The sequence below is a fragment of the Pseudonocardia sp. P1 genome, from assembly GCF_000178675.2.
Lineage (GTDB): Bacteria > Actinomycetota > Actinomycetes > Mycobacteriales > Pseudonocardiaceae > Pseudonocardia.
Window position 1 is genome coordinate 2,816,627 of sequence record NZ_ADUJ02000001.1, and the last position, 26,091, is coordinate 2,842,717.

29 protein-coding genes are annotated in these 26,091 nt (G+C 71.6%); 20 read left to right on the plus strand and 9 right to left on the minus strand.

Annotated elements, in window-relative coordinates; all coding sequences use genetic code 11:
• Positions 1 to 589: 589 nt before the first annotated feature.
• Together PP1_RS12590 and PP1_RS12595 are read right to left on the minus strand one after the other, a co-directional pair.
• The gene (locus PP1_RS12590; protein WP_075313966.1) at positions 590 to 2,698 is read right to left on the minus strand and encodes an AAA family ATPase; all 2,109 of its coding nucleotides are present in this window, start codon (positions 2,696 to 2,698) and stop codon (positions 590 to 592) included.
• A 256-nt stretch (positions 2,699 to 2,954) separates the two neighbouring features.
• Positions 2,955 to 3,383, minus strand: coding sequence for an NUDIX hydrolase (locus tag PP1_RS12595; protein WP_029239117.1), 429 nt, complete (start codon positions 3,381 to 3,383; stop codon positions 2,955 to 2,957).
• Positions 3,384 to 3,451: 68 nt separating this feature from the next.
• Here PP1_RS12595 and PP1_RS12600 point away from each other — a divergent pair, with 68 nt between their 5' ends.
• The 11 genes from PP1_RS12600 (at position 3,452) to PP1_RS12650 (ending at position 10,998) form a co-directional block, all read left to right on the plus strand.
• The gene (locus tag PP1_RS12600) at positions 3,452 to 4,228 is read left to right on the plus strand and encodes a GntR family transcriptional regulator (protein ID WP_010223775.1); all 777 of its coding nucleotides are present in this window, start codon (positions 3,452 to 3,454) and stop codon (positions 4,226 to 4,228) included.
• A 111-nt stretch (positions 4,229 to 4,339) separates the two neighbouring features.
• Complete coding sequence (locus PP1_RS12605; protein ID WP_050802171.1) at positions 4,340 to 4,744, plus strand: hypothetical protein; 405 nt, start codon at positions 4,340 to 4,342, stop codon at positions 4,742 to 4,744.
• Between the two features lie 320 nt (positions 4,745 to 5,064).
• Positions 5,065 to 5,253: a hypothetical protein gene (locus PP1_RS12610; protein ID WP_029239116.1), complete on the plus strand. Its 189-nt coding sequence runs from the start codon at positions 5,065 to 5,067 to the stop codon at positions 5,251 to 5,253.
• Between the two features lie 5 nt (positions 5,254 to 5,258).
• Positions 5,259 to 5,597 (plus strand): hypothetical protein, encoded by a 339-nt coding sequence (locus tag PP1_RS12615; RefSeq protein ID WP_010223772.1) that lies wholly within the window; start codon positions 5,259 to 5,261, stop codon positions 5,595 to 5,597.
• Between the two features lies 1 nt (position 5,598).
• Complete coding sequence (locus tag PP1_RS12620; RefSeq protein WP_010223771.1) at positions 5,599 to 5,787, plus strand: hypothetical protein; 189 nt, start codon at positions 5,599 to 5,601, stop codon at positions 5,785 to 5,787.
• A gap of 100 nt (positions 5,788 to 5,887) precedes the next feature.
• Complete coding sequence (locus PP1_RS12625; RefSeq protein WP_050802170.1) at positions 5,888 to 7,348, plus strand: FtsK/SpoIIIE domain-containing protein; 1,461 nt, start codon at positions 5,888 to 5,890, stop codon at positions 7,346 to 7,348.
• A complete protein-coding gene (locus PP1_RS12630; RefSeq protein ID WP_010223768.1) occupies positions 7,348 to 7,563 on the plus strand; it encodes a hypothetical protein in 216 nt (71 codons plus the stop codon). Before PP1_RS12625 ends, PP1_RS12630 begins: the two co-directional genes overlap by 1 nt.
• Positions 7,560 to 8,240: a hypothetical protein gene (locus PP1_RS12635; RefSeq protein ID WP_139323769.1), complete on the plus strand. Its 681-nt coding sequence runs from the start codon at positions 7,560 to 7,562 to the stop codon at positions 8,238 to 8,240. The genes PP1_RS12630 and PP1_RS12635 overlap by 4 nt, the downstream gene beginning before the upstream one ends.
• Positions 8,241 to 8,324: 84 nt before the next feature.
• Entirely contained in the window at positions 8,325 to 9,677 is a 1,353-nt protein-coding gene (locus PP1_RS12640) for a replication initiator (protein ID WP_010223763.1), read from the plus strand.
• Positions 9,674 to 9,862 carry a helix-turn-helix transcriptional regulator gene (locus PP1_RS12645; protein WP_010223761.1) on the plus strand — a complete coding sequence of 63 codons (189 nt, stop codon included), beginning with the start codon at positions 9,674 to 9,676 and terminating at the stop codon, positions 9,860 to 9,862. Before PP1_RS12640 ends, PP1_RS12645 begins: the two co-directional genes overlap by 4 nt.
• Positions 9,862 to 10,998, plus strand: a complete 1,137-nt coding sequence (locus PP1_RS12650) for a tyrosine-type recombinase/integrase (RefSeq protein ID WP_010223759.1) — start codon at positions 9,862 to 9,864, stop codon at positions 10,996 to 10,998. The genes PP1_RS12645 and PP1_RS12650 overlap by 1 nt, the downstream gene beginning before the upstream one ends.
• Positions 10,999 to 11,026: 28 nt before the next feature.
• Here PP1_RS12650 and ychF read toward each other — a convergent pair whose 3' ends face one another.
• From ychF to PP1_RS12665, 3 genes are read right to left on the minus strand one after another with little or no spacing between them, the layout of a single operon-like run.
• Entirely contained in the window at positions 11,027 to 12,100 is a 1,074-nt protein-coding gene (gene ychF, locus PP1_RS12655; protein ID WP_010223757.1) for a redox-regulated ATPase YchF, read from the minus strand.
• A 24-nt stretch (positions 12,101 to 12,124) separates the two neighbouring features.
• Positions 12,125 to 12,802, minus strand: a complete 678-nt coding sequence (locus PP1_RS12660; RefSeq protein WP_010223755.1) for a response regulator transcription factor — start codon at positions 12,800 to 12,802, stop codon at positions 12,125 to 12,127.
• Positions 12,799 to 14,277 carry a sensor histidine kinase gene (locus PP1_RS12665; protein WP_010223753.1) on the minus strand — a complete coding sequence of 493 codons (1,479 nt, stop codon included), beginning with the start codon at positions 14,275 to 14,277 and terminating at the stop codon, positions 12,799 to 12,801. Before PP1_RS12665 ends, PP1_RS12660 begins: the two co-directional genes overlap by 4 nt.
• A 217-nt stretch (positions 14,278 to 14,494) precedes the next feature.
• On the opposite strand from PP1_RS12665, the gene PP1_RS12670 reads away from it, so the two are divergent.
• The 3 genes from PP1_RS12670 (at position 14,495) to PP1_RS12680 (ending at position 17,122) form a co-directional block, all read left to right on the plus strand.
• On the plus strand, positions 14,495 to 15,052 hold the full coding sequence (locus PP1_RS12670; protein WP_170918874.1) for a hypothetical protein: 558 nt from the start codon (positions 14,495 to 14,497) through the stop codon (positions 15,050 to 15,052).
• 76 nt (positions 15,053 to 15,128) lie between these two features.
• The gene (locus PP1_RS12675) at positions 15,129 to 16,613 is read left to right on the plus strand and encodes an AlkA N-terminal domain-containing protein (RefSeq protein ID WP_075314944.1); all 1,485 of its coding nucleotides are present in this window, start codon (positions 15,129 to 15,131) and stop codon (positions 16,611 to 16,613) included.
• The gene (locus PP1_RS12680; RefSeq protein ID WP_010237556.1) at positions 16,610 to 17,122 is read left to right on the plus strand and encodes a methylated-DNA--[protein]-cysteine S-methyltransferase; all 513 of its coding nucleotides are present in this window, start codon (positions 16,610 to 16,612) and stop codon (positions 17,120 to 17,122) included. Before PP1_RS12675 ends, PP1_RS12680 begins: the two co-directional genes overlap by 4 nt.
• 67 nt (positions 17,123 to 17,189) lie before the next feature.
• Here PP1_RS12680 and PP1_RS12685 read toward each other — a convergent pair whose 3' ends face one another.
• The 3 genes from PP1_RS12685 to PP1_RS12695 form a co-directional block, all read right to left on the minus strand.
• Positions 17,190 to 17,699: a hypothetical protein gene (locus tag PP1_RS12685; RefSeq protein WP_010237558.1), complete on the minus strand. Its 510-nt coding sequence runs from the start codon at positions 17,697 to 17,699 to the stop codon at positions 17,190 to 17,192.
• A gap of 193 nt (positions 17,700 to 17,892) precedes the next feature.
• Positions 17,893 to 18,417, minus strand: coding sequence for a hypothetical protein (locus PP1_RS12690; RefSeq protein WP_010237560.1), 525 nt, complete (start codon positions 18,415 to 18,417; stop codon positions 17,893 to 17,895).
• Between the two features lie 92 nt (positions 18,418 to 18,509).
• Positions 18,510 to 19,019: a hypothetical protein gene (locus PP1_RS12695; protein ID WP_010237562.1), complete on the minus strand. Its 510-nt coding sequence runs from the start codon at positions 19,017 to 19,019 to the stop codon at positions 18,510 to 18,512.
• Between the two features lie 246 nt (positions 19,020 to 19,265).
• Between PP1_RS12695 and rmuC the strand changes: the two genes are divergently transcribed.
• The 3 genes from rmuC to PP1_RS12710 all read left to right on the plus strand — a co-directional run bounded on the left by rmuC (position 19,266) and on the right by PP1_RS12710 (position 22,724).
• Positions 19,266 to 20,894, plus strand: coding sequence for a DNA recombination protein RmuC (gene rmuC, locus PP1_RS12700; RefSeq protein ID WP_075313965.1), 1,629 nt, complete (start codon positions 19,266 to 19,268; stop codon positions 20,892 to 20,894).
• 4 nt (positions 20,895 to 20,898) lie between these two features.
• Complete coding sequence (locus PP1_RS12705; RefSeq protein ID WP_075313964.1) at positions 20,899 to 21,966, plus strand: DUF6542 domain-containing protein; 1,068 nt, start codon at positions 20,899 to 20,901, stop codon at positions 21,964 to 21,966.
• A 203-nt stretch (positions 21,967 to 22,169) separates the two neighbouring features.
• Positions 22,170 to 22,724: a L,D-transpeptidase gene (locus PP1_RS12710; RefSeq protein ID WP_010225423.1), complete on the plus strand. Its 555-nt coding sequence runs from the start codon at positions 22,170 to 22,172 to the stop codon at positions 22,722 to 22,724.
• Positions 22,725 to 22,824: 100 nt separating this feature from the next.
• On the opposite strand, the gene PP1_RS12715 is transcribed toward PP1_RS12710, so the two are convergent.
• Positions 22,825 to 23,787, minus strand: a complete 963-nt coding sequence (locus tag PP1_RS12715; protein WP_010225421.1) for a 4-hydroxy-3-methylbut-2-enyl diphosphate reductase — start codon at positions 23,785 to 23,787, stop codon at positions 22,825 to 22,827.
• A gap of 114 nt (positions 23,788 to 23,901) precedes the next feature.
• Here PP1_RS12715 and PP1_RS12720 point away from each other — a divergent pair, with 114 nt between their 5' ends.
• The 3 genes from PP1_RS12720 to PP1_RS12730 are packed head-to-tail and all read left to right on the plus strand — an operon-like array spanning position 23,902 to position 26,020.
• Complete coding sequence (locus PP1_RS12720) at positions 23,902 to 24,513, plus strand: lipid droplet-associated protein (protein WP_010225419.1); 612 nt, start codon at positions 23,902 to 23,904, stop codon at positions 24,511 to 24,513.
• Positions 24,510 to 25,787 (plus strand): exodeoxyribonuclease VII large subunit, encoded by a 1,278-nt coding sequence (xseA, locus tag PP1_RS12725; RefSeq protein WP_010225417.1) that lies wholly within the window; start codon positions 24,510 to 24,512, stop codon positions 25,785 to 25,787. The genes PP1_RS12720 and xseA overlap by 4 nt, the downstream gene beginning before the upstream one ends.
• Positions 25,784 to 26,020 carry an exodeoxyribonuclease VII small subunit gene (locus tag PP1_RS12730; protein WP_010225415.1) on the plus strand — a complete coding sequence of 79 codons (237 nt, stop codon included), beginning with the start codon at positions 25,784 to 25,786 and terminating at the stop codon, positions 26,018 to 26,020. Before xseA ends, PP1_RS12730 begins: the two co-directional genes overlap by 4 nt.
• Positions 26,021 to 26,091: the final 71 nt, after the last annotated feature.

Consider the following 26,091-nt stretch of genomic DNA (forward strand, 5'->3'; position numbering starts at 1 on the left):
TGATGACTCCTTCGGTGTGAAGCAACCGGAACGACGACTCCACGAGCGATGATGCGCAGGTCAGTGCGCTCACTCCGTCCGTGGACGTCCACCGGGAACCGCTTTCGTGAGGGGCCGTTGTCAGGCAGTTGGTCAGGCAGCTCCACCCTCACCTGCACCCTGAATCCGCGAGACAAGATCCACTACTTCCAGCGACGCTCGACGTTCGCCGTCACTCCTCGTGCGCTGCGCGGACTCACCGCCGCGCCTTCCACCGGTAACGGTCCGCCGTCGGCTTCTGCCGTTGAATTCCGGGGTAACCCGGGGGCGAGCCCGCTCCCCCGCGCCTTCTGAGTGCCATCCCGTCGACCTGTCGCCAGACCGACCGTGCGGGCGCCCGTGGGCGGCCCTCGACGCAACCGCGCCCGACCATGCCACGCTCCGCCCACGGGTGCTCGTGCGGTACGCCCTCCGGGAGGTTGACGGGATGGCACGGGGCCACCATCCCGGAGACTTGCCCGCCCGGCGAGGGCGAGAGTTTGCAGTCTCCGTGCACTCTATTCCCGACAAGCGCGCGAGCTTCACAATCTGACCGATTTGCTCGAGGCAACTAGACGTCTACACCCACACCCAGAATGCGTTCGATTGTCGGCTGCATCTTGGGTGGGCTAAAGGCAGCGTCTTCCATTTTGTCAATAATTAGGTTGCGTAAAGTAGAATATGAAACCTGTTGCCCGAAGACGTCGAGTGCGAACTGTGTGAGTACTCGCCGTCCCGGAAAGATGTCTCGCCACGTGCCACTGTCCAGTGCAGCCTGCAATCCCGAGCGAGCCATATCGCCAACCTGCTTTAAAGAGTCGGATTCTTCTAGATCAGCACGAACACTGTCCAGCCGGTCGAATGTGGCCGTAACGGACCCACTGATAGCTCGGACTGGGTCATCAGTGTCCTTATTACCCTTAATATCGATAGAGCTAGCTATTCTCCGGGACGCTGAGTCTCGAACCTTTTCGTACACTATTCGGTTCAAGACTTTGCTAGCACTATCTCGTAATGCAAGATCCACCGCGTCGTCGGATTCGTAGCGATCTTGCCGCAATGCCGCATTCACCGCCAAGCGGACAAATTGGGGCTCTAACAAGAAATTCTCAATGTGGTAGACGCCCCATGTCAAGAATTGCGCATGCGTCGTTGAAGCCTCGTCGAAATCACTATCAACGACAGCAAAGAACCTTCCCCTTGCCCCGAGTTGGTCTCCGGATCTTTCAAGTGTTTCATACAAGTCTCGGACGCGTCGCTTATCGCCCCCGCTAATCAAGTTGACCCGTTTAGCGAACTCGGGCGCCAGAGTACTGACTAGGTCCACGTCGAACTCAGAATCACCGCCACCTTCGAGTATTACGACTCTCGCTGATGGCTTGTAAGACGCAAGATCTCCTACGATCGCAATCGTTGCTTTCTCAAGGTCGTCTTCAGCCACCACTTTGCTTGCCTGATTCTCAAGATCACCTTCTAGGGCATGCAGAGGCGACATGTGGAACACACTGAGCCGAGAGTCGCTAACTGCTTGCCGAAGAAGTGCATCAGAATGCGTAACAAGCCAGAGCTGGTTATCCTGCGCTCGACCGAGATTCTGATGGTAAAAAGTCACGAGCCCTCTCAGCATACCGGGATTGAGGTGAAGTTCAGGCTCATCTATCAGAATCATCGACTCCTTAGGGGCAGAGTTGCGAAGTCGCAGATAACCGTAGACTAGCTCCTTCTCACCACTACTCAGCTCGTTAATGTCGTGAACCTCCCCACTCCCGAGCTGAACCGGAAACGAAACAGTTCCACCAGCCTCTGGCGTGACACCGAGATATGTCTTATCGGGCAAGAACTGTCGAAAAAGCTCCTGGATTGTGTCATTTACATTGCTAATCGAGGTATCTTGGTCCGCCTCCTTAGCAATGAGACCACGTAGGTACGTTGCAGCAAGCTCACTCTTGATGTTCGAATACTTATTTTGCCAGTTGTAGAGCGTGCTTTGGCGTCTTTGATCCTCGAAGTTCTGGACGTTAAGATCGATTCCGCCCAGCGCCTCGCGCTGATACGTGCGGGAGGCGCTATGGTATTCGATGACTCCCAGATGTCCCGGGTCGTACGTCGTAAACAACGCCGCGACGACGTCGTTCGGCACCGCAACAATTTGCGGACTATTAGGCGTCAGCGTGATCGAAATCGATTGCGTGCTCTCCTGTAGTTTTGTACGGAAACCAGGAAGACGGGCGTCGAGCTGTTGGCTCACTGCTGGAAGCTGGCTCTGCGCCTGCATAGACATGTTGGCTCGACGCGCAAACCGCATCTGATATGGGTCCACACCTCCGATTTCCATCCACAGGACAGCCTCTAGCACGGCTTCGGCGTTCTGAGCTAGATACTCACGCTCACTGTCGCCAAGTTGGATCGTCGCCGTGATGACAATCGGCTTCGTTGAGTCGCGGTATAGACGTCGGATGTCGGAGGGGCGATTCAGGTCAATTTGCAGTTCGGCGAAAAAATGGTGCCACTCGTTGGGTGCGTACCCTCCATATATTGATTTCAGTAAACGGATTGCATCGAACACACAGGACTTTCCGCAGCCATTTGGCCCGGCAATCATTACGAAATCCGACAGGTTATCAATGCGAAAGTTTTTCACTCCGCGGAAGTTCTCGATCGACAAGGCAGTGATCCGCACTGAAACCGTCCCTAGCTGAGCTGGCGAGAGCGCCAATCCGATGGATTGAGCATCTGCAGTACAGGATCGCGGTGAGCGGCGATCCCGTTACCAAGCGGGTGCCGGGCGGTGCGGCGTCCGTCGCCGTACGGGGACCGGCCGGAGGCCGCACGCCCCGGGCGGCGACGGACGCGGTGCCGGAGGCGCCGCCTTGATACCGAATGGAAGGTCTAGACACGGCGCGCACTGACTCGACGTGCGCAAGTCGATCGGCTGGTCAGGACACGACGAGCTGCACTCCGTCATGGGCACGCGATGCGGGGGTGTCTGTGAGAGCGTCGAGGACGCGGACGGCGTAGGCGGGGTCCATGTGCTCGCGGACCTCGTCGGGGGTGAGCCAGGCGACGCGGCGGGACTCGTCCGTGGTTGTGGACTCGCCTCCGGTGGGCCGGCAGCGAAAGACCAGGGCGACGATGCCGCGGGTCAGGTTCTTGTAGGCACCGGTCAGCCGCTCGACCTCGACCGCGATGCCGGTCTCCTCGGCGACCTCGCGGCTGACGCCGTGCTCGAAGGTCTCCCCCAGCTCCAGGACACCGCCCGGTGGCTCCCAGTGGGCGTTATCGCGGCGCTGGATCACGAGGATTCGGCCGTCGTCGCGTACGACGATTCCGGCCACGCTGACAGAATGCTTGGGCGTACCGGTCATGGGCCACCTCCCTACCTGAGTTGACAATTACCTATGATAGCTCTCGTCTGGACGACTGGAGGAGTGGCGTGCAGCTCGGGGAGATCGACCGGCAGGATGGCCGGCCGCCGTATCGGCAGATCGCGGATCACCTGCGGTCGGCGATCGAGCGCGGCGACCTACGCGCGGGCGACCGGCTGCCGTCCGAGGCCGAGCTGACCCGGCACTACAGCGTCGCCCGGATGACCGCGCGACAGGCCATCCAGGAGCTGCGCACGGAGGGCCGTGTGGTCGCCGAGCACGGGCGGGGGGTGTTTGTACGTCTCCCTGCGCCCGTCCGGCGTCTGGCCTCTGACCGGTTCGCGCGCAAGCACCGTGAGGCCGGGCAGGCTGCGTTCCTCGCCGAGGCGGACAAGGCCGGTGTGAGCCCGTCGGTCGATCAGATCGAGATCGACCGGTCCGCTCCCCCGGCGGACGTCCGGGAACGCCTGCGTCTGGCGGAGGACGACCAGGTCGCGGTCCGTTCACGCCGCTACATGGCCGATGACCGGCCTATCGAGGTCGCTACGTCGTTCCTTCCGCTGTCCATCGCGGAGGGCACGGCGATCCTGGAGGCGAACACCGGTCCCGGCGGGATCTACGCACGCCTGGAGGAGAGCGGGCACGTCCTGGACCACTTCGTCGAGGAGGTCACGGCTCGGATGCCGACCGCTGAGGAGCGGCGTCGCCTGGAGCTTCCCGACGGCGTGCCCGTTCTCGTGGTCGTGCGGACCGCCTACGACACAGCAGGCGTCCCGGTCGAGGTGTGCGACACCGTCAAGGCCGCACCCGCATACGTATTGGAGTACGAGATCTCAGCTCGCTGAGCAGCGGAGAACCGGTGAGACACTCCAGGCATTGCAACTCGTCTAGACGTCCTCTACTCTCGTTGTTACTCCCCTAGACGTCCAGTCGTGGGGCATGGAGAGGAGATGGCGATGAGGGACCTTCCGGTGGTGCTCGACGGCTTCAAGCTCACGGTGGTGGAGCCGCCGGCACCCAAGATGCGGCAGGACGCGAACGGCGCCGATATCCCGGTGACCGACCGGGACGGGGTCACGCAGTTCGTGGTCTCGCTGTTCGCGAAGCTCCAGGTCCAGGCGGGCCAGCGGGCACCGAAGGGCGAGGAGATCAAGGTGACGCTCACCGCCGACCCGGGGGAGGGCTTCCCGGAGGACGCGCGGGTGCAGCTGATCGACGCCAAGATCAACCCATACTCGATCGAGTCCCCGGACGGGCGCACGGTCTCGGGGATCGCGTTCAAGGCGATGGGTCTCAAGCACGCCACCCCGGCCCCGATGCCGACCCGGCGCCACAACAAGGACGGCGACGGCGAGTCCTGACCGGCGCCAGTAGCGCCAACAGTCCGTAGCTCTGTGCGGGCAGGCCGCCTGATGTAGCGGCCCACTCTTTCCGCCGGACGCGGTTCCGGCACATCGATGCAATTCCGACCTGGGGACACGTGTGTCTCCGACCAGGGGTGATCGCCGGTGGTGTGTGGCGAATGCAGCGGTAGCCGCGCCTGCGACGTGTGTGACGGCTACGGCGACTCGATCAACGGCATCGAGTGCGCGACGTGTGGCGGTTCCGGGGCCTGCCCGGGCTGCTTCGGAGACGGCGAGACCAGCGGCCCGGCGTCGCTGGCCGGAACGGAGATGACGCGATGAGCACGACCACGAACACCCGGCCCCCGGCGACTACCGGCGTAGGTCGTCTGGTGCGGCGCCTGGAGATCGAGCGCCGCCGCTGGTCCCGCACTGAGCTGCCGGTGGTGCCGACCGAGCAAGCGTGGCGGGCCGGGGTCGCGGAGGGCCTGCGCCTGGCCCAGCTCGCGATCCGTAAGGGGGTCTGACCGTCATGGCGATCAGCCTCGGCCCGCGGGACCGGATCAGGACCCTGCCGAAGGTCAACCGGCGCGCGCTGCGCAAGTACGGCGAGTTCTGGCGCGCGTTGCAGCTGGTCGGCGACGCCCTGACCGACGCAGAGAAGGTCGCGGCCAAGGCCACCGACACCCGGACCAAGCGCAGCGGCAAGGGCGCCTCGGCCAAGGCCGGCGCCGACGGGCAGCACTGGTCGGTCGCCTCCCCCGATGAGATCTCCGCGTCGGCGAAGAAAGCCCACGGCTCGCTGAAGGTCATGGCCAGCTCGGCGAAGAAGTGGGAGGCCGAGCTGGTCTCCCGGGAATGGAGGAAATGACATGTCGAAAGCCGTCGACCGCACCGTCGAAGAGCTGGACGCCGCGATGCGCGAACTCAAGCGGTCGCTGCACGGGATCCCGTATCGGACCGGTGGGTTCAAAAACACCCACGACAACCTCGCCCGCGACGTCGCGCACCTGACGGTGCATCTGGACTCGGCCCGCGGCGCGCTGCGCGAACAGAAGTGACCACCCGGGTTGGTGGGGCGCCCGCCGAACTGATTCTTGGCGGAAACACACAGCGGGCGCCCCGCTACCCGGCCAACTCATCTCGTGAGGACTGGTAGCAGTGAACAAGCGTAGTAGCACCGCCACCCGTATCAACGGACCCGCACGCTCACAGTCCGGGCGTGCGCCCCGGCCGCCTGGCCGTGAGGTTCAGGCCGCCGCCTGGCTCGCCCGCCACCCCGGCTTCGTCACCGTCCCCCTCGTTGTCCTGGGCCTGGCACTGATCCTCGGTCCGCTCGTCACCAGCGCTGTGTTCGGCGGCCTGGCTCTGGCCGTGTTCGTCTGGGGCCGCTGCCATCCGGCGAGCTTCGACCGGTTCGCTGCCCCGCTGCTGCGGGCCACCTGGCGGCGCTGGACGGTCTACCGCGGCCGTCGCTGGGCCCAGCTCATGTCCGACACCGGCCTGACTCGCGAGCACCGCCACAGCGGCGAGCAGCTCGTCCCCCGCGTGCTGCGGGTCCGGTCCTCCTCGGCGTCGATCGACACCGTGTACGTCCGCATGGTCCGCGGGCAGGACGTCGCGTTCTGGCAGGAACGCGCCTCGGTGCTGTGGGAGGCCTTGATCGCACACCGGGTCGCGATCACCCGCCACCGCCCCGGCGTGGTTGCGATCGTCATCGAGTGGGAGCTGCCCTTCACCCGCACCATCCCGGCCCCCGACATTCCAGAGCAGGCCGAGGACGTCGACCTCGGCGCGGTCGAGATCGGCGACAACGAGCGCGGCGAGCCCTTCACCGCCCCGATCATCGGTGGGCACCGCCTTGTCGCCGGCGCCTCGGGAGCGGGCAAGGGTTCCGTGCTCTGGTCCACGCTGCGCGGCGTCGGGCCCTGCATCCGAGAGGGCGTCGTCCGTGTCTGGATGGTCGACCTCAAAGGCGGGGTGGAGACCGAGCAGGGCTCACCGCTGTTCCACCGCTACGCCACCTCGATGCCCCAGGCCCTCGAACTCCTGACTGAGTTCCGCGACAGCATGCGCGACCGGCAGGACGACATGCGCGAGCAGAACCTCCGCGTCTGCACCCCCAGCACCGCGACGCCAGTGGAGCTGCTGGTGATCGACGAGATGGCCATGCTCACCGCCTACGGCGACCGCACTGCAGTCCGCGAAGCCCTCCGCTTGCTCGCCGAGGTCATGACCCAGGGCCGAGCGTCGCTGTTCGCCGTTCACGGCTACCTGCAGGAGCCCTCCAAGGACGTCGTCGACGTCCGCGAGCTGTTCACCCAACGGATCTGCCTCGGCGTCACCGCCGCCAGCCACGTCGACATGGTCCTCGGGGAAGGCGCCCGCGAGCGGGGTGCGCTGGCCGACGAGATACCCGGAGACGAGCGGCACGCGGGGATCGGGTTCGTGATCGACCGTGGGTCCCGGCTCCCGGTCCGGTTCCGGGCCGCGTTCGTCTCCGACGACGACATCACCGAACTCGTTACCCGCTGCGCACCGCCGGTGGCTGACGTCATCGGTCTCCTCCAGGACGACGAGACCGGCGACGGTGACAAGCAGGGCGATCGGGGGGCGGCGTGATGGGCACGACGACTATCTGGGCGCTGCGCACCTGGGCCAAGCTCACCCTGCTGTTCCTGCTGGTCATCGGCGGGACCTGGCTCTATCTGGGCACCGGTTCGGGCTGGTTCTGGATCGTGGTCGGCGGCGCGGTCGTGGCCGAGTACTACGTGATCCGCCAGCTGGCCCGTGAGTGGTCCTGGGAGGCCCGCGCCACCTGGTGGTGGTCGGCATGACCGCCCAGACCGGCGCAGCACAGACCGGCACCGTGCAGGACGCACTGTTCGGCGAGCCCGCCGTCGTCGAGACCGCCCACCACGGCCCGGCGGCGACGCAGGACCCGCGCGAGGTCGCCCGCCTCGTGGGCCTGGCCCAAGACCCCGGCCTGTTCCTCGTCGAGCGCTCCGGGCAGGTCCTGCGCGCCGACCCCGCCCAACCAGGCCGCGCCGATCCGGTCGCCCGCCACGACGGGGACACCGTGGCTCAGCTCCTGGACTCCGGTCACCTCAAGCTCGGCGGCACCCACCACCTCCAGCACGCCGGCAATGAGGGCCCGGCTCGGTCCGTGCTAGTGCCGAGGACGACTCGGGACATGGTGTCCCGCTGGGACCACCTGCGACCCATCCCGGAATCGGCCCCGCCGCCGGAGACCAAGAAGCAGCCCCAGCGCTCTACCGGCGTGATCGGCGTCGATGTCGTCGAACCGGGCAAGGCACTGGTCACCCTCGGGGGCGCCGGCCACGGCGGGACCGTGCTGCGCGACGGCGCCCGCTACCGGGTCGAGAACGACCACGGCACCCACATCGGCCACGCCAGCTCCTACCGGGCCGCCGCCCGCCTGCTCGCCCGATACCACGGCTTCACGCCGGGCCCGGTCGAGATCGAGCACGAACACCGCACCTACCGCCGGTGACCCGGCCTGGCCCCGCCGCGTGAGACCAGCTCCCGGCGTGGCCGCGCCCCACCCCCTCAGCTCCGTCCCGGGAGGGATGCCGCCATGACGGCTGCCACCACCCAGCACGAACACGACCTCTCGCACCTGCTGCGCTCGCCGGACTTCCAGGGTTGGCGCCGTGAGGTCACCGCCCTCGGCGGCTGCGCCGCCCCCATCCATCTGACCGGCTCCTCACGGATCCAGGACCGCGCCACCGGTGCTGTGCTGGCCGAGCGCGACGGCGAGATCCTCGCCCCGTGCGGCAACCGGCGCGCCTCGGTGTGCCCGGCCTGCTCGGACCGCTACGCCTCGGATGCCTACCACCTCATCCGCTCCGGAATGGCTGGCGGCAAGGGCGTCCCGGACACCGCTTCCACTCACCCGCGGGTATTCGTCACGCTGACAGCGCCGTCGTTCGGGCCAGTCCACACCCGCCGGGTCACCGCGCGCGGTCTGGTCGTCCCATGCGGATGCGGCGACAAGCACCACCCCGACGACCCGCGCATCGGCACCGCGCTCGACCCCGACACTTACGACTACGTCGGCGCGGTGCTGTGGCAGGCCCACGCCGGGAAGCTGTGGAATCGCTTCGCCATCCGCCTGCGCCGGATCATCGCGCAGATGCTCGGGGTTAAGGTCCGCGAGTTCCGCGACCACGCCCGCCTCTCGTACGCCAAGGTCGCCGAGTACCAGCGCCGCGGGCTGGTCCACTTCCACGCCGTCGTCCGTCTCGACGGCCCGGACGGATCGACCACCCCGGCACCGGCCGGGGTCACCGCCGAGGGCCTGCACTCCGCGGTCCAAGACGCGGCCCGCTCGATCTCGCTGGTCGTCGACCGCCCGGACGGGACACCGCTGCCGCTGGGCTGGGGCCGGCAGGTCGACGTCCGCCCGATCACCTCCACCACCGCGGCCACGCTTGAGAACGACGACGGCGAGATCACAGACTCCGCACTGGCCGCCTACGTCGCCAAATACGCCACCAAGGGCACCGGCAAGTCCGAGGCCACCGACCGCCCCATCCGCGACATCGCCCACCTGCGCCACCTCGACCTCACCGCGCACCACCGCAGGCTGATCGAGACCGCGTGGGAGCTCGGCGGCCAGGAGCAATACGAGGACCTGAACCTGCGCCGCTGGGCCCACATGCTCGGGTTCCGCGGGCACTTCCTCACCAAGTCCCGCAACTACTCCACCACCTTCGGCGCCATCCGCGGCGAACGCCGCACCTACCGCCTCGGCGAAACCCTCGCCGCCCTCGACACCCCTGCCGAACCCGGCTCGGTGCTGGTGGTCAACGACTGGCACGTCACCCAGTTCGGGCACCGCAACGACGCCGAACGAGAAATCGCCCTCGGCATCGCCGAACGACGACGCGAGCAACGCCGCACCCGTACGGAGAGGAACGCCCGATGATCAGCGCTGAGCGACTGTGGACGATCCAGGACCTCGCGCACTACCTCGGGGTGCCGGTGCAGACCCTCTACCAGTGGCGCAGTCGCGGTTACGGCCCGAGGGGCGTCCGGATCGGCCGGCACGTCCGGTACCGCTCGGACGACGTCCGCCGCTGGGTCGCCGACCAGGTCAAGGCGAGCGCCTGATGGCCAGCGTGCGGAAGCTGTCGGACGGTCGGTGGCAAGCCCAGTACCGGCCGTACCCGGGCGGCAAGCAGATCACCCGGACGACCCGGAAGAAGTCCGACGCCCAACGGTGGCTGGACGAGCAGACCACGTCGCTCATCAGCGGCAACTACGTCGACCCGAACGCCGGGCGGGTCACGTTCGGGGTGTACTTCGAGCGCTGGTCCGCCCGCCAGATCTGGGTACCGGGCACCGCTCGGGCGATGAACCTGGCCGCACGCTCGGTGCCGTTCTGGGACGTCCCGCTACAGCGGTTGCTGCGGTCGCACATCGAGCTGTGGATCAAGGAGATGCAGACTGCCGACCGCGGCCCTGACCGTGCCGCCGGGCTCGCGCCGGGAACCATCCGGACGCGGGTGAACAACGTCCGGGCCGTTCTACGCGGGGCGGTCAAGGACCGGGTCCTGGCGACCGATCCGAGCGAGGGCGTCAAGCTCCCCCGCGCCCGTCGTACCGACGTGGCGATGGAGCTACCGACCTCGGACGACGTCCGGGTGCTGCTGGAGATGGCCGACCGACGGTTCGTGTGCTTCATCGCGCTGTGTGCCTTCGCGGGGCTGCGGCTCGGGGAGGCTGCCGCGGTCCAGGTCGGTGACTTCGATCTGGCGGCCCGGAGGCTCGTGGTCCGGCGGCAGGTGCAGCGGGCGAACAACCAGGCCGTCGAGATCCGAGCACCCAAGTACGGGAGCGAGCGGACGGTCCACCTCGCCGACGGCCTGGTGGACATCGTGCGGGTGCACCTGGCTGGGCTCTCGGGCCGTGGGTCGGAGCGGTGGCTGTTCCGGGGCGAGAACGGCAACCCGCCGCACCAGAACACAGTCGGCTATTGGTGGCGCAAGACCCGCCGCGACGCCGGGCACCCGACGATCCGCCTGCACGATCTGCGGCACTTCTTCGCCTCGGGGCTGATCGCGGCCGGCTGCGACGTGGTAACCGTGCAGCGGGCGCTCGGGCACTCCAGTGCGACCGTCACCCTGAGCACCTACGCGCACCTGTGGCCGACCGCGGAGGACCGCACACGAGCCGCTGCGGACTCGATGCTGACGGCCGTCCTCGGCGCTACTGACGAACCGGTGACGAATACGCCGGAGCCCTAACGTGCTGACCAGCGGAAACGGGACCCGATCAGACGTTGAAGCGGAATTCGACCACGTCGCCGTCGTGCATGACGTAGTCCTTCCCCTCCATCCGCACCTTCCCCGCGGCCTTCGCGGCGTTTATCGTCCCGGCCGCGACGAGGTCGTCGTAGGACACGATCTCGGCCTTGATGAACCCGCGCTCGAAGTCGGTGTGGATCACGCCGGCGGCCTGCGGGGCGGTCGCGCCCTGCGGGATCGTCCAGGCGCGGGACTCCTTGGGCCCGGCGGTGAGGTAGGTCTGCAGCCCGAGGGTGGAGAACCCGGCGCGGGCGAGGGCGGCGAGGCCCGCCTCGTCCTGCCCGATCGACTCCAGCAGCTCGGCCGCGGACTCGTCGTCGAGCTCGAGCAGCTCGGCCTCGACCTTGGCGTCCAGGAAGACCGCCTGCGCCGGGGCGACGAGCTCGGTCAGCTCCTTGCGGCGGGCGTCGTCGGAGAGGACGGCCTCGTCGGCGTTGAACACGTACAGGAACGGCTTGGTGGTGAGCAGCGTCAGCTCGCGCAGCAGGCTGGTGTCGGCGCCGGCCTGGAACAGCGTCCGGCCCTCGTTGAGGATCCCGGCCGCGGCCTGCGCGGCGTCGAGCACCGGGCGCCGGTCCTTCTGGGTGCGAGCCTCCTTCTCCAGCCGCGGGAGTGCCTTCTCCAGCGTCTGCAGATCGGCCAGCACGAGCTCGGTCGCGATCGTCTCGATGTCGCTCGCGGCGTCGATGCGGCCGTCGACGTGCACCACGTCCGGGTCGTCGAAGACCCGCACGACCTGGCAGATCGCGTCGGACTCGCGGATGTTGGCGAGGAACTTGTTGCCCAGGCCCGCCCCCTCGGAGGCGCCCTTGACGATGCCGGCGATGTCGACGAACGACACCGTCGCCGGGAGGATCTTGTCCGAGGCGAAGATCTCGGCCAGCTTGTCCAGGCGGGGATCCGGCAGCGGGACCACGCCGACGTTCGGCTCGATCGTCGCGAACGGGTAGTTCGCGGCCAGGACGTCGTTACGGGTCAGCGCGTTGAACAGGGTCGACTTGCCGACGTTGGGCAGGCCGACGATGCCGAGGGTGAGGGACACGGACGACCAGGGTAGTCGCGCCGGTCAGCCGGGTTCGAGCCGGTAGCCCGCCCCGCGCACCGTCGCGATCCAGTCGGGCCCGAGCTTGCGCCGCAGGTAGCGGACGTAGACGTCCACGACGTTGGACGACGTGGCCGCCGCGCTGTACTCCGAGCCCCACACCAGGCGGAGCAACTGGTCCCGGGACAGCACCTGCCCGGGGTGCCGCAGGAACGTCTCGGCCAGCGCGAACTCCCGCGCCGACAGCTCGACCGCGTGGCCGTGCAGGGTCACCAGCCGGGTCCGCGGGTCCAGCTCCAGCCCGCGGTGGGCCAGCACCTCCGGGTCCGGGGCGGGCCGGGCCCGTTCGAGCCGCAGCTGCACCCGGGCCAGGAGCTCCTCGAACTGGAACGGCTTGGCCATGTAGTCGTCGGCGCCACCGGTCAGCCCGGCCACGGTGTCGTGCACGCTGTCCCGCGCCGTCAGGATGATCACGGGGATGGCGCTGCCCGCCGCGCGGAGCCGGCGGAGCACGTCGAAGCCGTCCATCCCGGGCAGTCCGATGTCGAGCACCATCAGGTCGAACCCGCCGGTGAGGGCGTGGTCGTGGACACCGGTGCCGTCCGCGACGACGGTCACCCCGAACCCGGCGGCGACCAGGCCCTTCTTGAGGAACGACGCGATCCGCGGCTCGTCCTCGGCGACCAGGATCCGGCTGCTCACGTCTCGCTCCTCGGCAGGTCCAGTGTGAACGTCGCGCCGTGCCCGGGGGTGCTCTCCAGCAGGACGCGGCCCCCGTGCGTCGTCGCGATCGCCTCGACGATCGACAGTCCCAGCCCGGCGCCGTCGGAGCGCGGTGCGTTCTCGCCGCGGGCGAACCGGCGGAACACCCGGTGCCGGTCCTCGGGCGCGACACCGGGGCCGCCGTCGGCGACCCAGACACGGAGCCGGTCCCCCACCGCCTCGGAGCCGAGCGCGATCCGGTCGCCCGCACCGGTGAACCGGGTCGCGTTGTCCGCCAGCGCGACGACTGCCTGGGTGATCCGGTGCGGATCCATCCGGGCGTGCACGTGCGCGACGGATTCCAGCTGCCAGTCCCGGTCGGCCAGCCCGGTGAGCTTGTCGAACAGCTCCCGGGTCAGCTCGGCGACGTCGACCGACTCGGGCCGGAGCAACGACGGCTGCTCGGCGCGGGTCAGCGCGAGCATCTCGGAGACGAGCCGGTTCATCCGTTCCAGCTCGTCGTCGACCAGCGCGACGGTCTCGGTGACGTCCTCGGGGTCGCGCGCATCCAGGACGCCCAGGTGCCCCCGGACGATCGTGATCGGTGTGCGGAGCTCGTGGCCGGCGTCATCGACGAAGCGGCGCTGGGCCTGCACACCCGACTGCACGCGGTCGAGCATCGCGTTGAGCGTCCCGGCCAGCTCGGCGATCTCGTCGCGGGCCCGCGCGTGCTGCGGGACGCGTCGCGAGAGGTCGCTGCCGGTGATCGTCCGCGCGGTGGCGGCGACGTCGCGCAGCGGGCGCAGGATCCGCCCCGCGACCAGCCAGGCACCGACGGCGCTGAGCAGCGCCGTCCCGAACCCGACCAGACCCATCAGCCGAGCCGCCTCGTTCGCGAACTCGTGCTCCTGCTCGGTGAAGTAGCCGATCACGATGACGCCGGTGGACGGGTCGCCCGCCAGCCCGACCGGCAGCGCCGACCAGCGGACCTCGCCGGCCTCGCTGAGGTAGGAGCCGCTGGTCAGCCGCGGGACGTCGGCGACGAGCCGGTTGAACTCCGGGTCCTCGCGCAGCAGCACCCGGGGGCTGGTGCGGCGGGACTCCCAGCGGAACTCGCCGTCGAGGTAGCCGAGGAACTTCTCGTTCGGGCGGGCGACGTTCGCCGCGATCACCGACCGCAGGATCTCGTCGACCGAGCCGTAGGGCCGGCCGGTCGTCGGGTTGATGCCGGTCACCGTCACCCGGGCGAACTCGGCGGTCTCGGAGCGCAGCGCCTCGTCGATCCGGCGGTCCGACTCGTTGATCAGCAGCAGCCAGGTCACGAACGTGACGACGCCCAGCGACGCGAGCACGAGCAGCAGCACCCAGCCCACGATGCGGGTGCGGGCCGCGGTGGCCCGGCCCGCACGTCGGCCCTCGGGGCCGGCGTCGACGGCCTCGGTCGCGATGATCGCCTCCTCTGCTGCCCGGGTCACCACCATGATCCCGTACGACGCGGGGTGCGCGTCGGCGAGGCCCCCTTGCCAAAGGTCACGGACCGTCGCTGTCACTAGGCCGAGCGGAGTACGACATACTGCGCCGAGCACCCGGTCGTGACGCACCGTTCGTCGGCACGACCGGTGGCATCACCCCACGGACGCAACACCGGCCCGCACGGGGTGGAAGCTGCGGCGCCGAGACCGAGGGGGATTCATGCGCCTGCCGGGAATGCACGCCCTGCTGACCGCCGGGGTGGCGGTGCTCGCCACCGCGGGCACCGTCTCCGCGGTGTCGCTGACGGCGACCGGTGCCGAGGAGGCCGCGCTGCCGCCCGCGACGCCGGCCACCTCGGCGCCGCCGCCCGCGCCGGCCCCGCCGCCGGTCGTCGCGCCGCCGCCCGCGGCGCCGGTGGAGGACGAGGCGTCCGGGGACGGCGGATCGCGCGGATCCGGGGGCTCGGGCTCGGGTTCGGGTTCGTCCGGCTCGGGTTCGTCGGGCTCCGGTTCGTCCGGCTCGGGCACGTCCGGAACCGGGAACTCCGGATCCGGCGGGTCCGGATCCGGCACCTCCGGATCCGGCACCTCCGGATCCGGCGGGTCCGGATCCGGCGGATCGGGTTCCGGCGCCGAGCGGCCCGACCCGCCGCGCGCCACGCCGGACGACGACGGCGTCCCGCCCCGCGGCCGCCCCGACGACCCGGGCGAGCGGGAGCAGCAGGTCGAGTTCGCCTGCGAGCAGGGCTGGCTCTCCGGCTCGGTCTGCGGGAGCTGAACGGCTCGTCGCGGGTCCGATACCCGCGACCGATTCCCGCGAGTCCCGGGCGGTGCGCGGTGGCACAGTCGGTGTCGTGCTGCTCGACCACGACACCTGTTACCGCGCCGTCGCCGCGAAGGACCAGCGGTTCGACGGCCAGTTCGTCACGGCGGTGCGCACGACCGGCATCTACTGCAGGCCGTCCTGCCCGGTGCCGCCACCGAAGGCACGCAACGTCGAGTTCCTGCGCACGGCGGCGGCCGCCCAGTCGGCCGGCTACCGGGCGTGCCGGCGGTGCCTGCCCGACGCCGTCCCGGGGTCCCCGGAGTGGAACCTGCGGGCGGACGCCGCCGGGCGGGCGATGCGGCTGATCGCCGACGGCGTCGTCGAACGGGAGGGGGTGCCCGGGCTCGCGTCGCGACTCGGGTACTCGCCCCGGCAGCTCGGCCGGATCCTCACCGCCGAGCTCGGCGCCGGGCCGCTCGCGCTGGCCCGCGCGCAGCGCGCGCACACCGCCCGCGTCCTGGTGGAGACGACGCCGCTCGGCCTGGCCGACGTCGCGTTCGCCGCCGGGTTCGGCAGCGTGCGCCAGTTCAACGACACCGTCCGCGGCGTCTACGGCGTGCCGCCGTCACGGCTCCGGAGCGAGGCCGCGCGGCGGCGGGGTGCGGCGCACGCGGCACCGGGGACGATCACGCTCCGGCTGCCCTACCGGGCGCCGTTCGACCCGCACGGGCTGCTCGAGCACCTGGCCGCCCGTGCCGTCGACCGCGTCGAACGCGTCGACGGCGGCACCTACCGGCGGACGCTGCGCCTGCCGCACGGCCCGGCGTCGGTCGCGCTCGACCTGACCGCCCGGCCCGGCGCCGTGCTGGCGACGCTGCGCACGACCGACCCGCGCGACGTCGGCCCGGCGGTGTCCCGGCTTCGCCGGCTGCTCGACCTCGACGCCGACCCGCTCGCCGTCGACACCGCACTGGCCGCCGATCCGGTCCTCGCCCCGCTCGTCGCGGCGACGCCGGGGATCCGGCTGGCGGGCACCGCCGATCCGGCCGAGACGGCCGTCCGCACCGTGCTCGGCCAGCAGGTCTCGGTCGCCGCGGCGCGGACCGCGGCGTCCCGGATCGCGGCGTCGCACGGGACGGAGCTGCCGCCCGCCCTGCGCGACGACGACGGTCCCGACCTGCTCTTCCCCGCCCCGGAGACGCTCGCCGACGTCGAGCTCGCCGGTCCGGCGCGGCGGGCCTCCTCGCTACGCGGGCTGTGCTCCGCGCTCGCGTCGGGAGAGCTCGTGCTCGACGCCGGACGCGAGCCCGGCGCGCTGCGCGCCGAGCTGCGGACGCTGCCCGGGATCGGGCCGTGGAGCGCCGGCTACCTCGCGATGCGGGTGCTCGGTGACCCCGACGAACTGCTGGCGTCCGACCTCGCGGTGCGCCGCGGGGCCGCGGCGCTCGGCCTGCCCGGTGAGGAGGACGCGCTCGTCGAGCGCGCCCGCGCCTGGGCGCCCTGGCGGTCCTACGCCGCCACCCGTCTCTGGCGGGCGGCCACGTCCGCCCCCGCCGTCAGGAGGAACGCATGAGCACCGCCGTCTGGGCCACCCGGGACACCCCGGCCGGGCCCTTCACCGCCGTCGTCGACCCCGACGGGTACGTCCTCGCCTCCGGCTGGACCGGATCGGTCGACGACCTGCTGCCGCTGATCCACGACTCGCTGGCCCCCACCGAGGTGACCGAGGGCGACATCGGTGCGGTCGGCGACGCGATCGACCGCTACCACGACGGCGACCTGTCGGCCGTCGACGACGTCGCGGTCCGCCAGCGGTCCGGTCCGTACCGCGAGCACGCCTGGGACGTCCTGCGCACGGTGCCCGCCGGCGCCCCGGTCACCTACACCGGCTATGCCGAGAAGACCGGGCGTCCGGCCGCCGTGCGGGCGGCGGCGGGCGCCTGCGCGCACAACGCGGCCGCCCTGTTCGTGCCGTGCCACCGGGTGCTGCGCACCGACGGCTCGCTGGGCGGGTTCCGCTGGGGGCTGCCGGTCAAGCGGTGGCTGCTCGACCACGAGTCGGCCGACCTGCGGCTGGGCTGACCCGCCGGGGGCGGACCGTCCACGGTGGCCGTGCGTCCGGTCCGGACGCACGGCCGCGTCCTCGCGGTCAGGGTGCGGAGTAGAAGGACGTGACGCCCATCCGCTCCCCGATGCCGATCCTGCCGGTCGCGACGAAGCGCCCCGGGATCGGCTCGAGCGCCTCCGACGCCGTGAACTCGACGGTGTCGGCCGGGACGAGCGCCGGGCCCTCGACCCGGACGTCGAACTGCACCGGGGTGCCGGGGCCGAAGTCGACCGGGCTGGCGGCACCGTCGGCGGGACCGGCGTAGGGCAGCTCCTGCGGCACCCCGGCGAGCGAGGCCGCCACCAGGTGCGGCCAGCCGTTGACCCGGCACGGCGCGGTGCCCTCGTCGGCGACGAGGCGGACGGTGTAGCTGCTGAACTCGCCCGTCGAGACGCCGGGCCGGACGGTCGCCCGGACGTTCTCGGGCGCGCACGCCGTCGGCGCGGCCGGCGGGGGTGTCGCGGCCGACGCGGCGTTCGCGACGCCGGCCGGGGCGAGTGCCAGGCCCGCCGTGACGGCCAGTGCGGCGGCGGTACGGGTGATGGTGCGCATGGGTTCCCCTCGGATTCGATGACGTCCGGCGGCCCGTCCACGGGCGGGGCGGTGTCCCCCCTCCCCTGCCCCGTGGACGGGCGCCGGTGCGCGGTCCCGGACGGGACCGCGCCGCGGGCCGGGTCCGGCCCGCGATGGCTCGGTGCTGCGGATCAGCGGTGCGGCCCGGTGCCGCACGGATCTGCGCCGCGGGTCACTGCTGCCCGGTGACCGGCCCGATCCGGATGCCCGCGTCGACCCCGATCGGGCCGTACGCGGTGAAGGCGCCCGGGATCTCCCCGTCCGGGGCGCCCGGGGCGAAGTCGACCTGGTCCGCCTGCGCGGGGCCGGGCGAACTCGGGACCTGGACGTCGAACTGCACGGGATCGGCCGGGCCGAAGACCACCGGACGCGTCTGGTCGCCGTAGGGCACCGCGTCGACCGCACGCGGCGAACCGTCCAGGCTGAACGTGACGTCGGACGGCGATCCCTGCAGGATGCAGTTCGCCGTCCCGGGCGCGGCGGTGAGCACCACCGAGTAGTGGCGGTGCCCGGCGCTCGACGGCGCCGGCTCCACGACCGCGTTCGTGTTCGCGGGGCGGCAGGCGCTGGGTGCGGGGTCGATCACCGGGTCGGCGCTCGCGACCCCGGCGGGGACGAGCACCGCCCCGGCGGTGGCGACGGCGGCGGCCGTCGTCGCGGCGGTCCGTGCGATGGTGCGGGCGAGTCGGGTGTCCATGGGTACCTCTCTCGGTCCTCGCGGTGCCGCTCCGATGTCCCGGAGCGCTGGTGTCACGGCGGCCGGGCCGCCGGACGGGTCGGCGCCGTCGATCAGCGGGCGGCGCTGGTGATCGGGCCGGCCGTCGTGCCGGCGTCGACGGTGATCGGGCCGTACGCGGTGAAGGTGACGTCGGACGCCGGGATCGGCTTGAAGGTCGTCTCGTTGGCGTGCGCGGGCCCGCCGGAGTTCGGGACGTGGATGTCGAACTGGACCGGGGCGCCGTCACCGAACGCGACGACGTAGCCGTCCTCGCCGGTGGGCTGGACGTCGGCCGGGCGCGGCGAGCCGTTGAGGCTGAAGCCGAAGTCCGTCGGCGAGCCGGACAGGAAGCACTGCTCAGCACCGGGCGCGGCGTGGACGGTGACCGTGTAGTTCGCGACCTCCGCGGTGGAGGGCAGCGCCTCGACGACGGCCGACTGCTTGCCGGGGGTGCACCCGGTGAAAGGCGGCGGGTCCTGTGCGGGCGCGGCCGCGGCGACCCCGGCGGGGACCAGCGCGGCGGCGGCTGCGACGGTGACGGCGGCGGTGATGCGGGCGAGTCGGGTCTGCTTCGTCGTCATCTGCGTACCTCTCTCGTTCCTCGTGGACGCCCCGGCCGCCGATCGGGCCGCCGTGGGCGCTTGCACAGGGAGAGACGCGTGCACCACGGAACAGTTCGCCCGGCGTGTCATCCGCCTCGCCGGAGCAACCCCGAGGTCCGTCCGGACGTCCGCGTGTACGCCGTCCGCCGCACACCGGACTCGCGGACACGCCCATGACCTGCGGGTTCACCGGAACTGTCAGGGGTCCGGTGCACGCTGCGTGCCGTGGACGTCCTGAGCCTTCTCGCCGGAACGCTGCTCGGTGCGGCGCTGGCCGTCGTCGTCACCTGGCTGGTCGCCGCCGCCCGGTTCCGCGCCGAGGCGGCGGAGGCCGCCCGGGTCGCCGCCAACACGGCGGCGACCACGCGGGCCGACGCGGCGGGCCTGCGCGCCGAGCGCTCCGGGTTGATGGAGCGGATCGAGGAGCTGCACGAGTCCCTGGACGACGCGGCCGTCCGCGCGCGACGGGCGGAGTCCGACGCGGCGGGCGCGACAGCGGCGCTGCGTGCCGAGCGGGAGGCGCGGGCCGAGGCCGAGACCGGGTTGAAGGACTCCTTCGCCGCGCTGTCGCAGGACGCGCTGGCCCGCAACAACGAGGCGTTCGTGGCGCTCGCCGAGAGCCGGCTCAAGGAGGCGACCGCCGAGCTGTCGGCGAAGGCCCGGGGCGACGAGACCGCGCGGGCCAAGGCCGTGGAGCAGATGCTCGACCCGGTCACGGCGGCGCTCGGCCGCGTCGAGGGACAGCTGCGGTCGGTGGAGAAGGAGCGCGAGTCCGCCTACGCGGGACTGCGCGAGCAGGTGCGGGCGATGGCCGCCAACTCCGAGAAACTCGGCACCGAGACCAAGGCGCTGGTGAACGCGCTGCGCGCGCCCCAGGTCCGCGGGCGGTGGGGCGAGATGCAGCTGCAGCGGGTCGCCGAGATGGCCGGGATGGTCGAGCACTGCGACTTCTCCACCCAGGTCTCCGCCGACGGCGAGGACGGCGGCGTCCGCCCGGACATGCTCGTCCGCCTGGCCGGGGGCAAGCAGGTGGTGGTGGACGCCAAGGTCCCGTTCGCGGCGTACCTGGAAGCCGTCGAGGCCACCGACCCCGACGTGCACGCGCAGAAGCTCACGGCGCACGCCCGGCAGCTCCGCACCCACGTCGACCAGCTCGCGGGCAAGGCGTACTGGGAGTCGTTCGAGCCGACACCCGAGTTCGTCGTGCTGTTCGTGCCGGGCGACCCGTTCCTGGAGGCGGCGCTGCGTTCCGATCCCGGGCTGCTGGAGCACGCGTTCGGCCGCAACGTGGTCCTCGCGACGCCGACCACCCTGGTCGCGCTGCTCCGCACCGTCGCCTACGGCTGGAAGCAGGAGGCACTGGCCCGCAACGCGGCACAGGTGCACCGGCTCGGCCGCGAGCTGCACGGCCGGCTCGCGACCATGGGCACGCACGTCGCCAAGCTCGGCCGGAGCCTCGACTCGGTGGTGGAGAGCTACAACCGCACCGTGTCGTCGCTGGAGGCGCGGGTGCTGGTGAGCGCCCGCAAGTTCACCGAGCTGCAGGTCGCCGACACCGAGCTCGAGGGGCCCGCCACGGTGGACCGCACCCCGCGCGGTGTCTCGGCGCCGGAGCTGGTCGCCTCCGCCGGGGACTCGCTGGTGTCGCTGGAGGACCTCGGCCGCGGCGACGCCGAGGAGCGGCAGCAGCGGGTCCGCACGCCGTGGGCCGACGCGGCCCGGGCCGAGCACGGCCGGAGCGGGCCCGGCCGGGCCGACCACGCCGGCGACCCGCACCTCCACCCGGACGGCCCCTTCGGCGACGGTGGGCCGGCCGACGGGTCCGGGCCCGCACCGCGGGGGGAGTTAGGCTGACCGGGTGACCACGCGCACGAGCTCGGCCCGCCGGCCCGGCGGATCCGCGTCCCGGTCCCCCGCTCCTGCCCGTGGCAGCTGGCCGGTCCGGGAGCGGTCGCTCCTCTGTCCCGTCCTCGGCATCCCGCCGCTCGCCGCGATCGGCATCGCCGTCGCGACGACGGCCGTCGGGGTGCTCGTCGACCTGCTCCGGATCGGGACCGTGGGCCGGGTCTTCGAGGTCGGGTACCTCCTCGGGTGTGTGCTCGCCGTCTCCTGGGTGCGACGGCGCAGCATCTTCCTCCCGGCGGTGCAGCCACCGCTGCTGCTGGCCGTCGTCGTGCCGTTGACGGCGGTGCTGATCGGCGCCCCGACCGGTGGCGGCGCGGCGGAGAGCGTCCTGATGGCGGGTGCCCCGCTGATCAACGCGTTCCCGGCGATGGCGGTCACGACGGCGGTCGTCCTCCTGGTCACCGGCTTCCGGCTGCTGCGGCAGCGGCTCGGCCCGGACGACTCCGTGGGACGCCTGCGGGCGCGGCTCGGCCGCGACCCGGGTGGCCACGACCCGGACGGTCCCGGCGGTACCCCCGGCGCCGGCCGGAGCCGCCGCGGTGGGGCCCGCAACGCGGACACGGAGCGCCCCGGAGAACGACGTCCCGGGCGTGGCCGTTCCGGACGGGGCACGACGACGGGCCGGTCCGCCGACGGGCGCGGCCGTCCCGGTGGCGCGGGCGGCGCGACCGAGCGGTCCCCGCGACGGGGATCCACCGGCCGGGCCGGGGACGGCGCCGCCCGAACCGGCTCGACCGGCCGTGCCGACGCCGGCCGGGGCGGTTCCGTGTCGGACCGCTCCGGGTCGGGACGGTCCGGGGCACCCGGCTCCGGCGGCTCCGCGGGCGCGGGTGGTGTGGCCGGCTCCCGCTCGTCCGGTACCGGGCGGTCCGGGTCCGGACGGTCCGGCATCCCGGGTGCGGCGCGGTCCGGCGGTACCGGCGAGGCCGGGGGCCGGTCGACGTCCCGGTCGGAAGGAGCGCGACCGTCCGGCGCGACACGGCGGAACCCCTCCGGGCGGACCCGCCGCGACTCCGGCTGACGGAGCCCGGCACACCGGACGGATCACACATCCGGTCCCGCCGGCGTCGTCGCTGGTAGGCGGTCCGGGGGTACCCCGGTCACACCGTCCGGGGCAACCGACCGGACAATCGAGGCAACCCGCCCCCCGGTCCGGGCGTCACATGTTCCGGGGGCAGGCGTGACCGCCCGCTCCCCGACGCCCGTCGCACGACCTGGAGAACGATGTCCACCACCCGGAACACCCGCCTCCCCCGGCCCGCGATCCTCGTCGCGCTCGTCACCGCGGCGATCGCGCTGATCGGCGTCGGTACGGCACTGGCCTCGACGCCGGCGGCGCAGGCGTTCCGCGACCAGCCCCTGGTGCCCGGCACCCCGTGCACCGTGACCGCCCGCGCCTGCGTCGATCTCGACTCGAAGCAGTCCTGGCTGTTCGACGCCGGCAAGGTCGTCAACGGTCCGGTCCCGGTCGCGACCGGCGGTCCCGGCAAGGAGACCCCGATCGGCCACTCGCTGCGGGTCTACCGCAAGGAGCAGCTGCACCACAGCGGGGAGTACACCGCCACCAACGGCGAGCCGGCCCCGATGCCCTGGTCGGTCTTCTTCCAGGACGGCGGGATCGCCTTCCACGAGGGCCGCACCGACACCCCGTCGGCCGGCTGCGTCCGGCTGACCAAGGACCACGCCGTCGCGTGGTTCAACCACCTGCAGATCGGCGACCAGGTCCAGGTCGTGTCCGGCAAGCAGGTCCAGGCGGAGCGCGGCGCGCCCCCGGCCTGATCCCCTCACACACGACGAACGCCCCCGGGACCCGATCGGGTCCCGGGGGCGTTCGTCCGTTCTCGGCCGGCGCGGAGTCCGCGCGGCGGGTCTCGGCGGGTCAGGGTGTCGCGGGCTGGCGCGGCGGGCGCAGCTCGCGCGGCAGCGAGAAGACCAGCGTCTCCTCGGCGGTGTCGACCTCCTCGACCGAGCCGAAGCCGCGCTCGGCGAGATGGTCGACGACACCGCGCACCAGCACCTCGGGGACCGAGGCGCCGCTCGTCACGCCGATCGTCTGCACGCCCTCGAGCCAGGTCTCGTCGATCTCCTTGGCGTAGTCGATCAGGTACGAGGATCCGGCGCCCGCGCCGAGCGCCACCTCGACCAGCCGCACCGAGTTCGACGAGTTCCGCGAGCCGACGACGAGCACGAGGTCGCAGCGCGGTGCCATCGTCTTCACCGCGACCTGGCGGTTCTGGGTGGCGTAGCAGATGTCGTCCGACGGCGGGTTCTGCAGCTTCGGGAACTTCTCCCGCAGCGCACGGACCGTCTCCATCGTCTCGTCGACGCTCAGCGTGGTCTGGGACAGCCACACGACCTTGTCCGGGTCGCGGACGGTGACCTTGTCGACGTCGGCGGCCGACTCGACGAGCTGGATGTGCTCGGGCGCCTCACCGGAGGTGCCCTCGACCTCCTCGTGGCCGGCGTGCCCGACGAGCAGGATGTCGTAGTCCTCGCGGGCGAACCGCTTCGCCTCCTGGTGGACCTTGGTCACCAGCGGGCAGGTCGCGTCGATCGTCCTGAGCTCACGCCCCTTGGCCTCGTCGCGCACGGCGGGCGAGACCCCGTGCGCGGAGAACACGACGTGGGCGCCCTCGGGGACCTCGGAGGCCTCCTCGACGAAGATCGCACCGCGGTCGCGCAGCGTCTCGACGACGTGCTTGTTGTGCACGATCTCCTTGCGCACGTAGACCGGCGCGCCGTACTGGTCGAGCGCCTGTTCCACCGCCTCGACGGCACGGTCGACGCCCGCGCAGTAGCCGCGGGGCTTGGCGAGCAGGACCTGCTTCGCAGAACCGGACATGCCACCAGCGTACGGACCACGATCGGCACGGGCAGCGGTACGTGACGGGCCCGACCGGACACGCCACGGCGGTCCCCCGCGACACGCACGCGCCACTGCTGGACAATGAGCCACATGTCACCGCTGCCGTTCCCCGTGCGGATCGCCGCCGGCCTCGTCGTGACGGCCGTGGAGCAGGCCCGTGAGCTGCCCCGGCACGCCGTCGAGCTGCCGGTCACCGCGGTCAGTCAGGCCCTGCAGGTCTCGATGCGCCTGCAGCAGACGGTCACCGAGCTGGCGATCAAGGGTGATCGCGCGCTGGGCGCGCTGCGCCCCGCCGACGACGTCCCGAACTGGGCCACCTTCGACGACGACCTCGCCGACCTGCGGCTGCCCGAGGCGGAGCCGATCGCGCCGCCGCTGCCGCCGGAGTCGTCGTCGGCCACGCCCGGCGACGGCCCGCGCAACGGCTCCGTGTCCACGCTGCGGCCGTCCCGCTCCGGCATCCCGATCGAGCGCCCCGGGCGGCCCGCGACGGCGTCGAACCGCGCCGAGGCGGCGGCGGGCGCACCGCAGGCCGTGCCGGAGTACCCGACGATGACGGTCCCCCAGCTGCGCGGCAAGATGCGCGCGCTGAGCCTCGATGACCTCTCCGACCTGCTCGCGTGGGAGACCGCGCACGAGAACCGGCCGCCGTTCGTCACGATGCTGACGAACCGGATCGCGACGCTCTCCCAGGAGAAGTGACCACCTCCGAGGAGGACCCCTGGCCCGTCCGCACGGTCGCCCGCAAGATCGCCGAGTGGGTCGACCGGCTCGGAGCGGTGTGGGTCGAGGGTCAGCTCGCGCAGGTCAATGCCCGGACCGGCACCGCGTTCCTGACGCTGCGCGACCCGGCTGCCGACGTGTCGCTGCAGCTCACGGCTCCCTCGTCGCTGGTGCGCGACTCCGGCGGTGCCGTGACCGAGGGCAGCCGGGTGATCGTGCACGGCAAGCCGTCGTTCTACCTGGGGCGCGGGACGCTCAGCCTGCGGGTGGACCGGATCCGCGCCGTCGGTCTCGGCGAGCTGCTCGCCCGGATCGAGCGGCTGCGCCGGCTGCTCGACGCGGAGGGCCTGTTCGATCCCGCGCTGAAGCGCCGCCCACCGCTGCTCCCGCACACCATCGGCCTGGTGACCGGCCGGGACTCGGCCGCCGAGCACGACGTCGTCTCGGGCGCCACGGCCCGCTGGCCCGCGGTGCGGTTCCGGATCGAGAACGTCGCGGTGCAGGGCGGGCTCGCCGTCGAGCAGGTCGTCGGCGCGCTGCGGACCCTCGACCGCGACCCGGACGTGCAGGTGATCGTCCTCGCCCGCGGCGGCGGCAGCGTGGAGGACCTGCTGCCCTTCTCCGACGAGACCCTCTGCCGGGCCGTCGCGGCCTGCCGGACGCCGGTCGTGTCGGCGATCGGGCACGAGCCCGACACCCCGCTCGTCGACCACGTCGCCGACGTCCGCTGTTCCACCCCGACCGCGGCCGGCCGGAGCCTGGTGCCCGACCTCGGCGAGGAGACCGCGCGGATCGCCGGGCTGCGGGACCGGGCCCGGCACGCGTTGCACGGCTGGGTCGACCGCGAGCAACGACGACTGGACGACCTGCGGCGCCGGCCCGCCCTGGCCGAGCCCCTGCGGCTGGTCGGATCCCGGGAGCGGGAGATCGCCGACGCCCGCGCCGCCGCGCACCGGGCCGTGCTGCGGCGGCTGGACCGGTCGTCCGCGGAGCTGGAGCACCTGACTGCACGCCTGACCGCGCTGGGGCCGACGGCGACGCTGGCCCGCGGGTACGCGATCGTCCAGCTCACCGGGTCCGGGGACGACGTCCCGCCGCTGCTGCGGTCCGCCGCCGACGCACCCGCCGGGACCGGGCTGCGGATCCGGGTCGCCGACGGCGCGGTCGCGGCGACCGTCACGGGCCCGGACGACGACAGCAGACGGGCCTCGGGCACCACCACGACCTCGGGCACAGCGAAGGAGACCGGATGAGCGAGCGACCTGCCGTCGACACCCTCGGGTACGAGCAGGCCCGTGACGAGCTCGTCGAGGTCGTGCGCGCGCTCGAGGTGGGCGGCCTCGGCCTGGACGAGTCCGTCGCGATGTGGGAGCGCGGCGAGGCCCTGGCCAGCCGCTGCGAGGACCAGCTGGCCGGTGCCCGTACCCGCATCGAGGATCGGCTCGCCGAGGCCGAGTCGGGGGACGACTCCGCCGACGAGACCTGAGCCCCTGGTTCGCACGGGTTCCCGTCGTTCGCACGGGTTCCCGTCGTTCGCACGGGATCCGATCCCGTGCG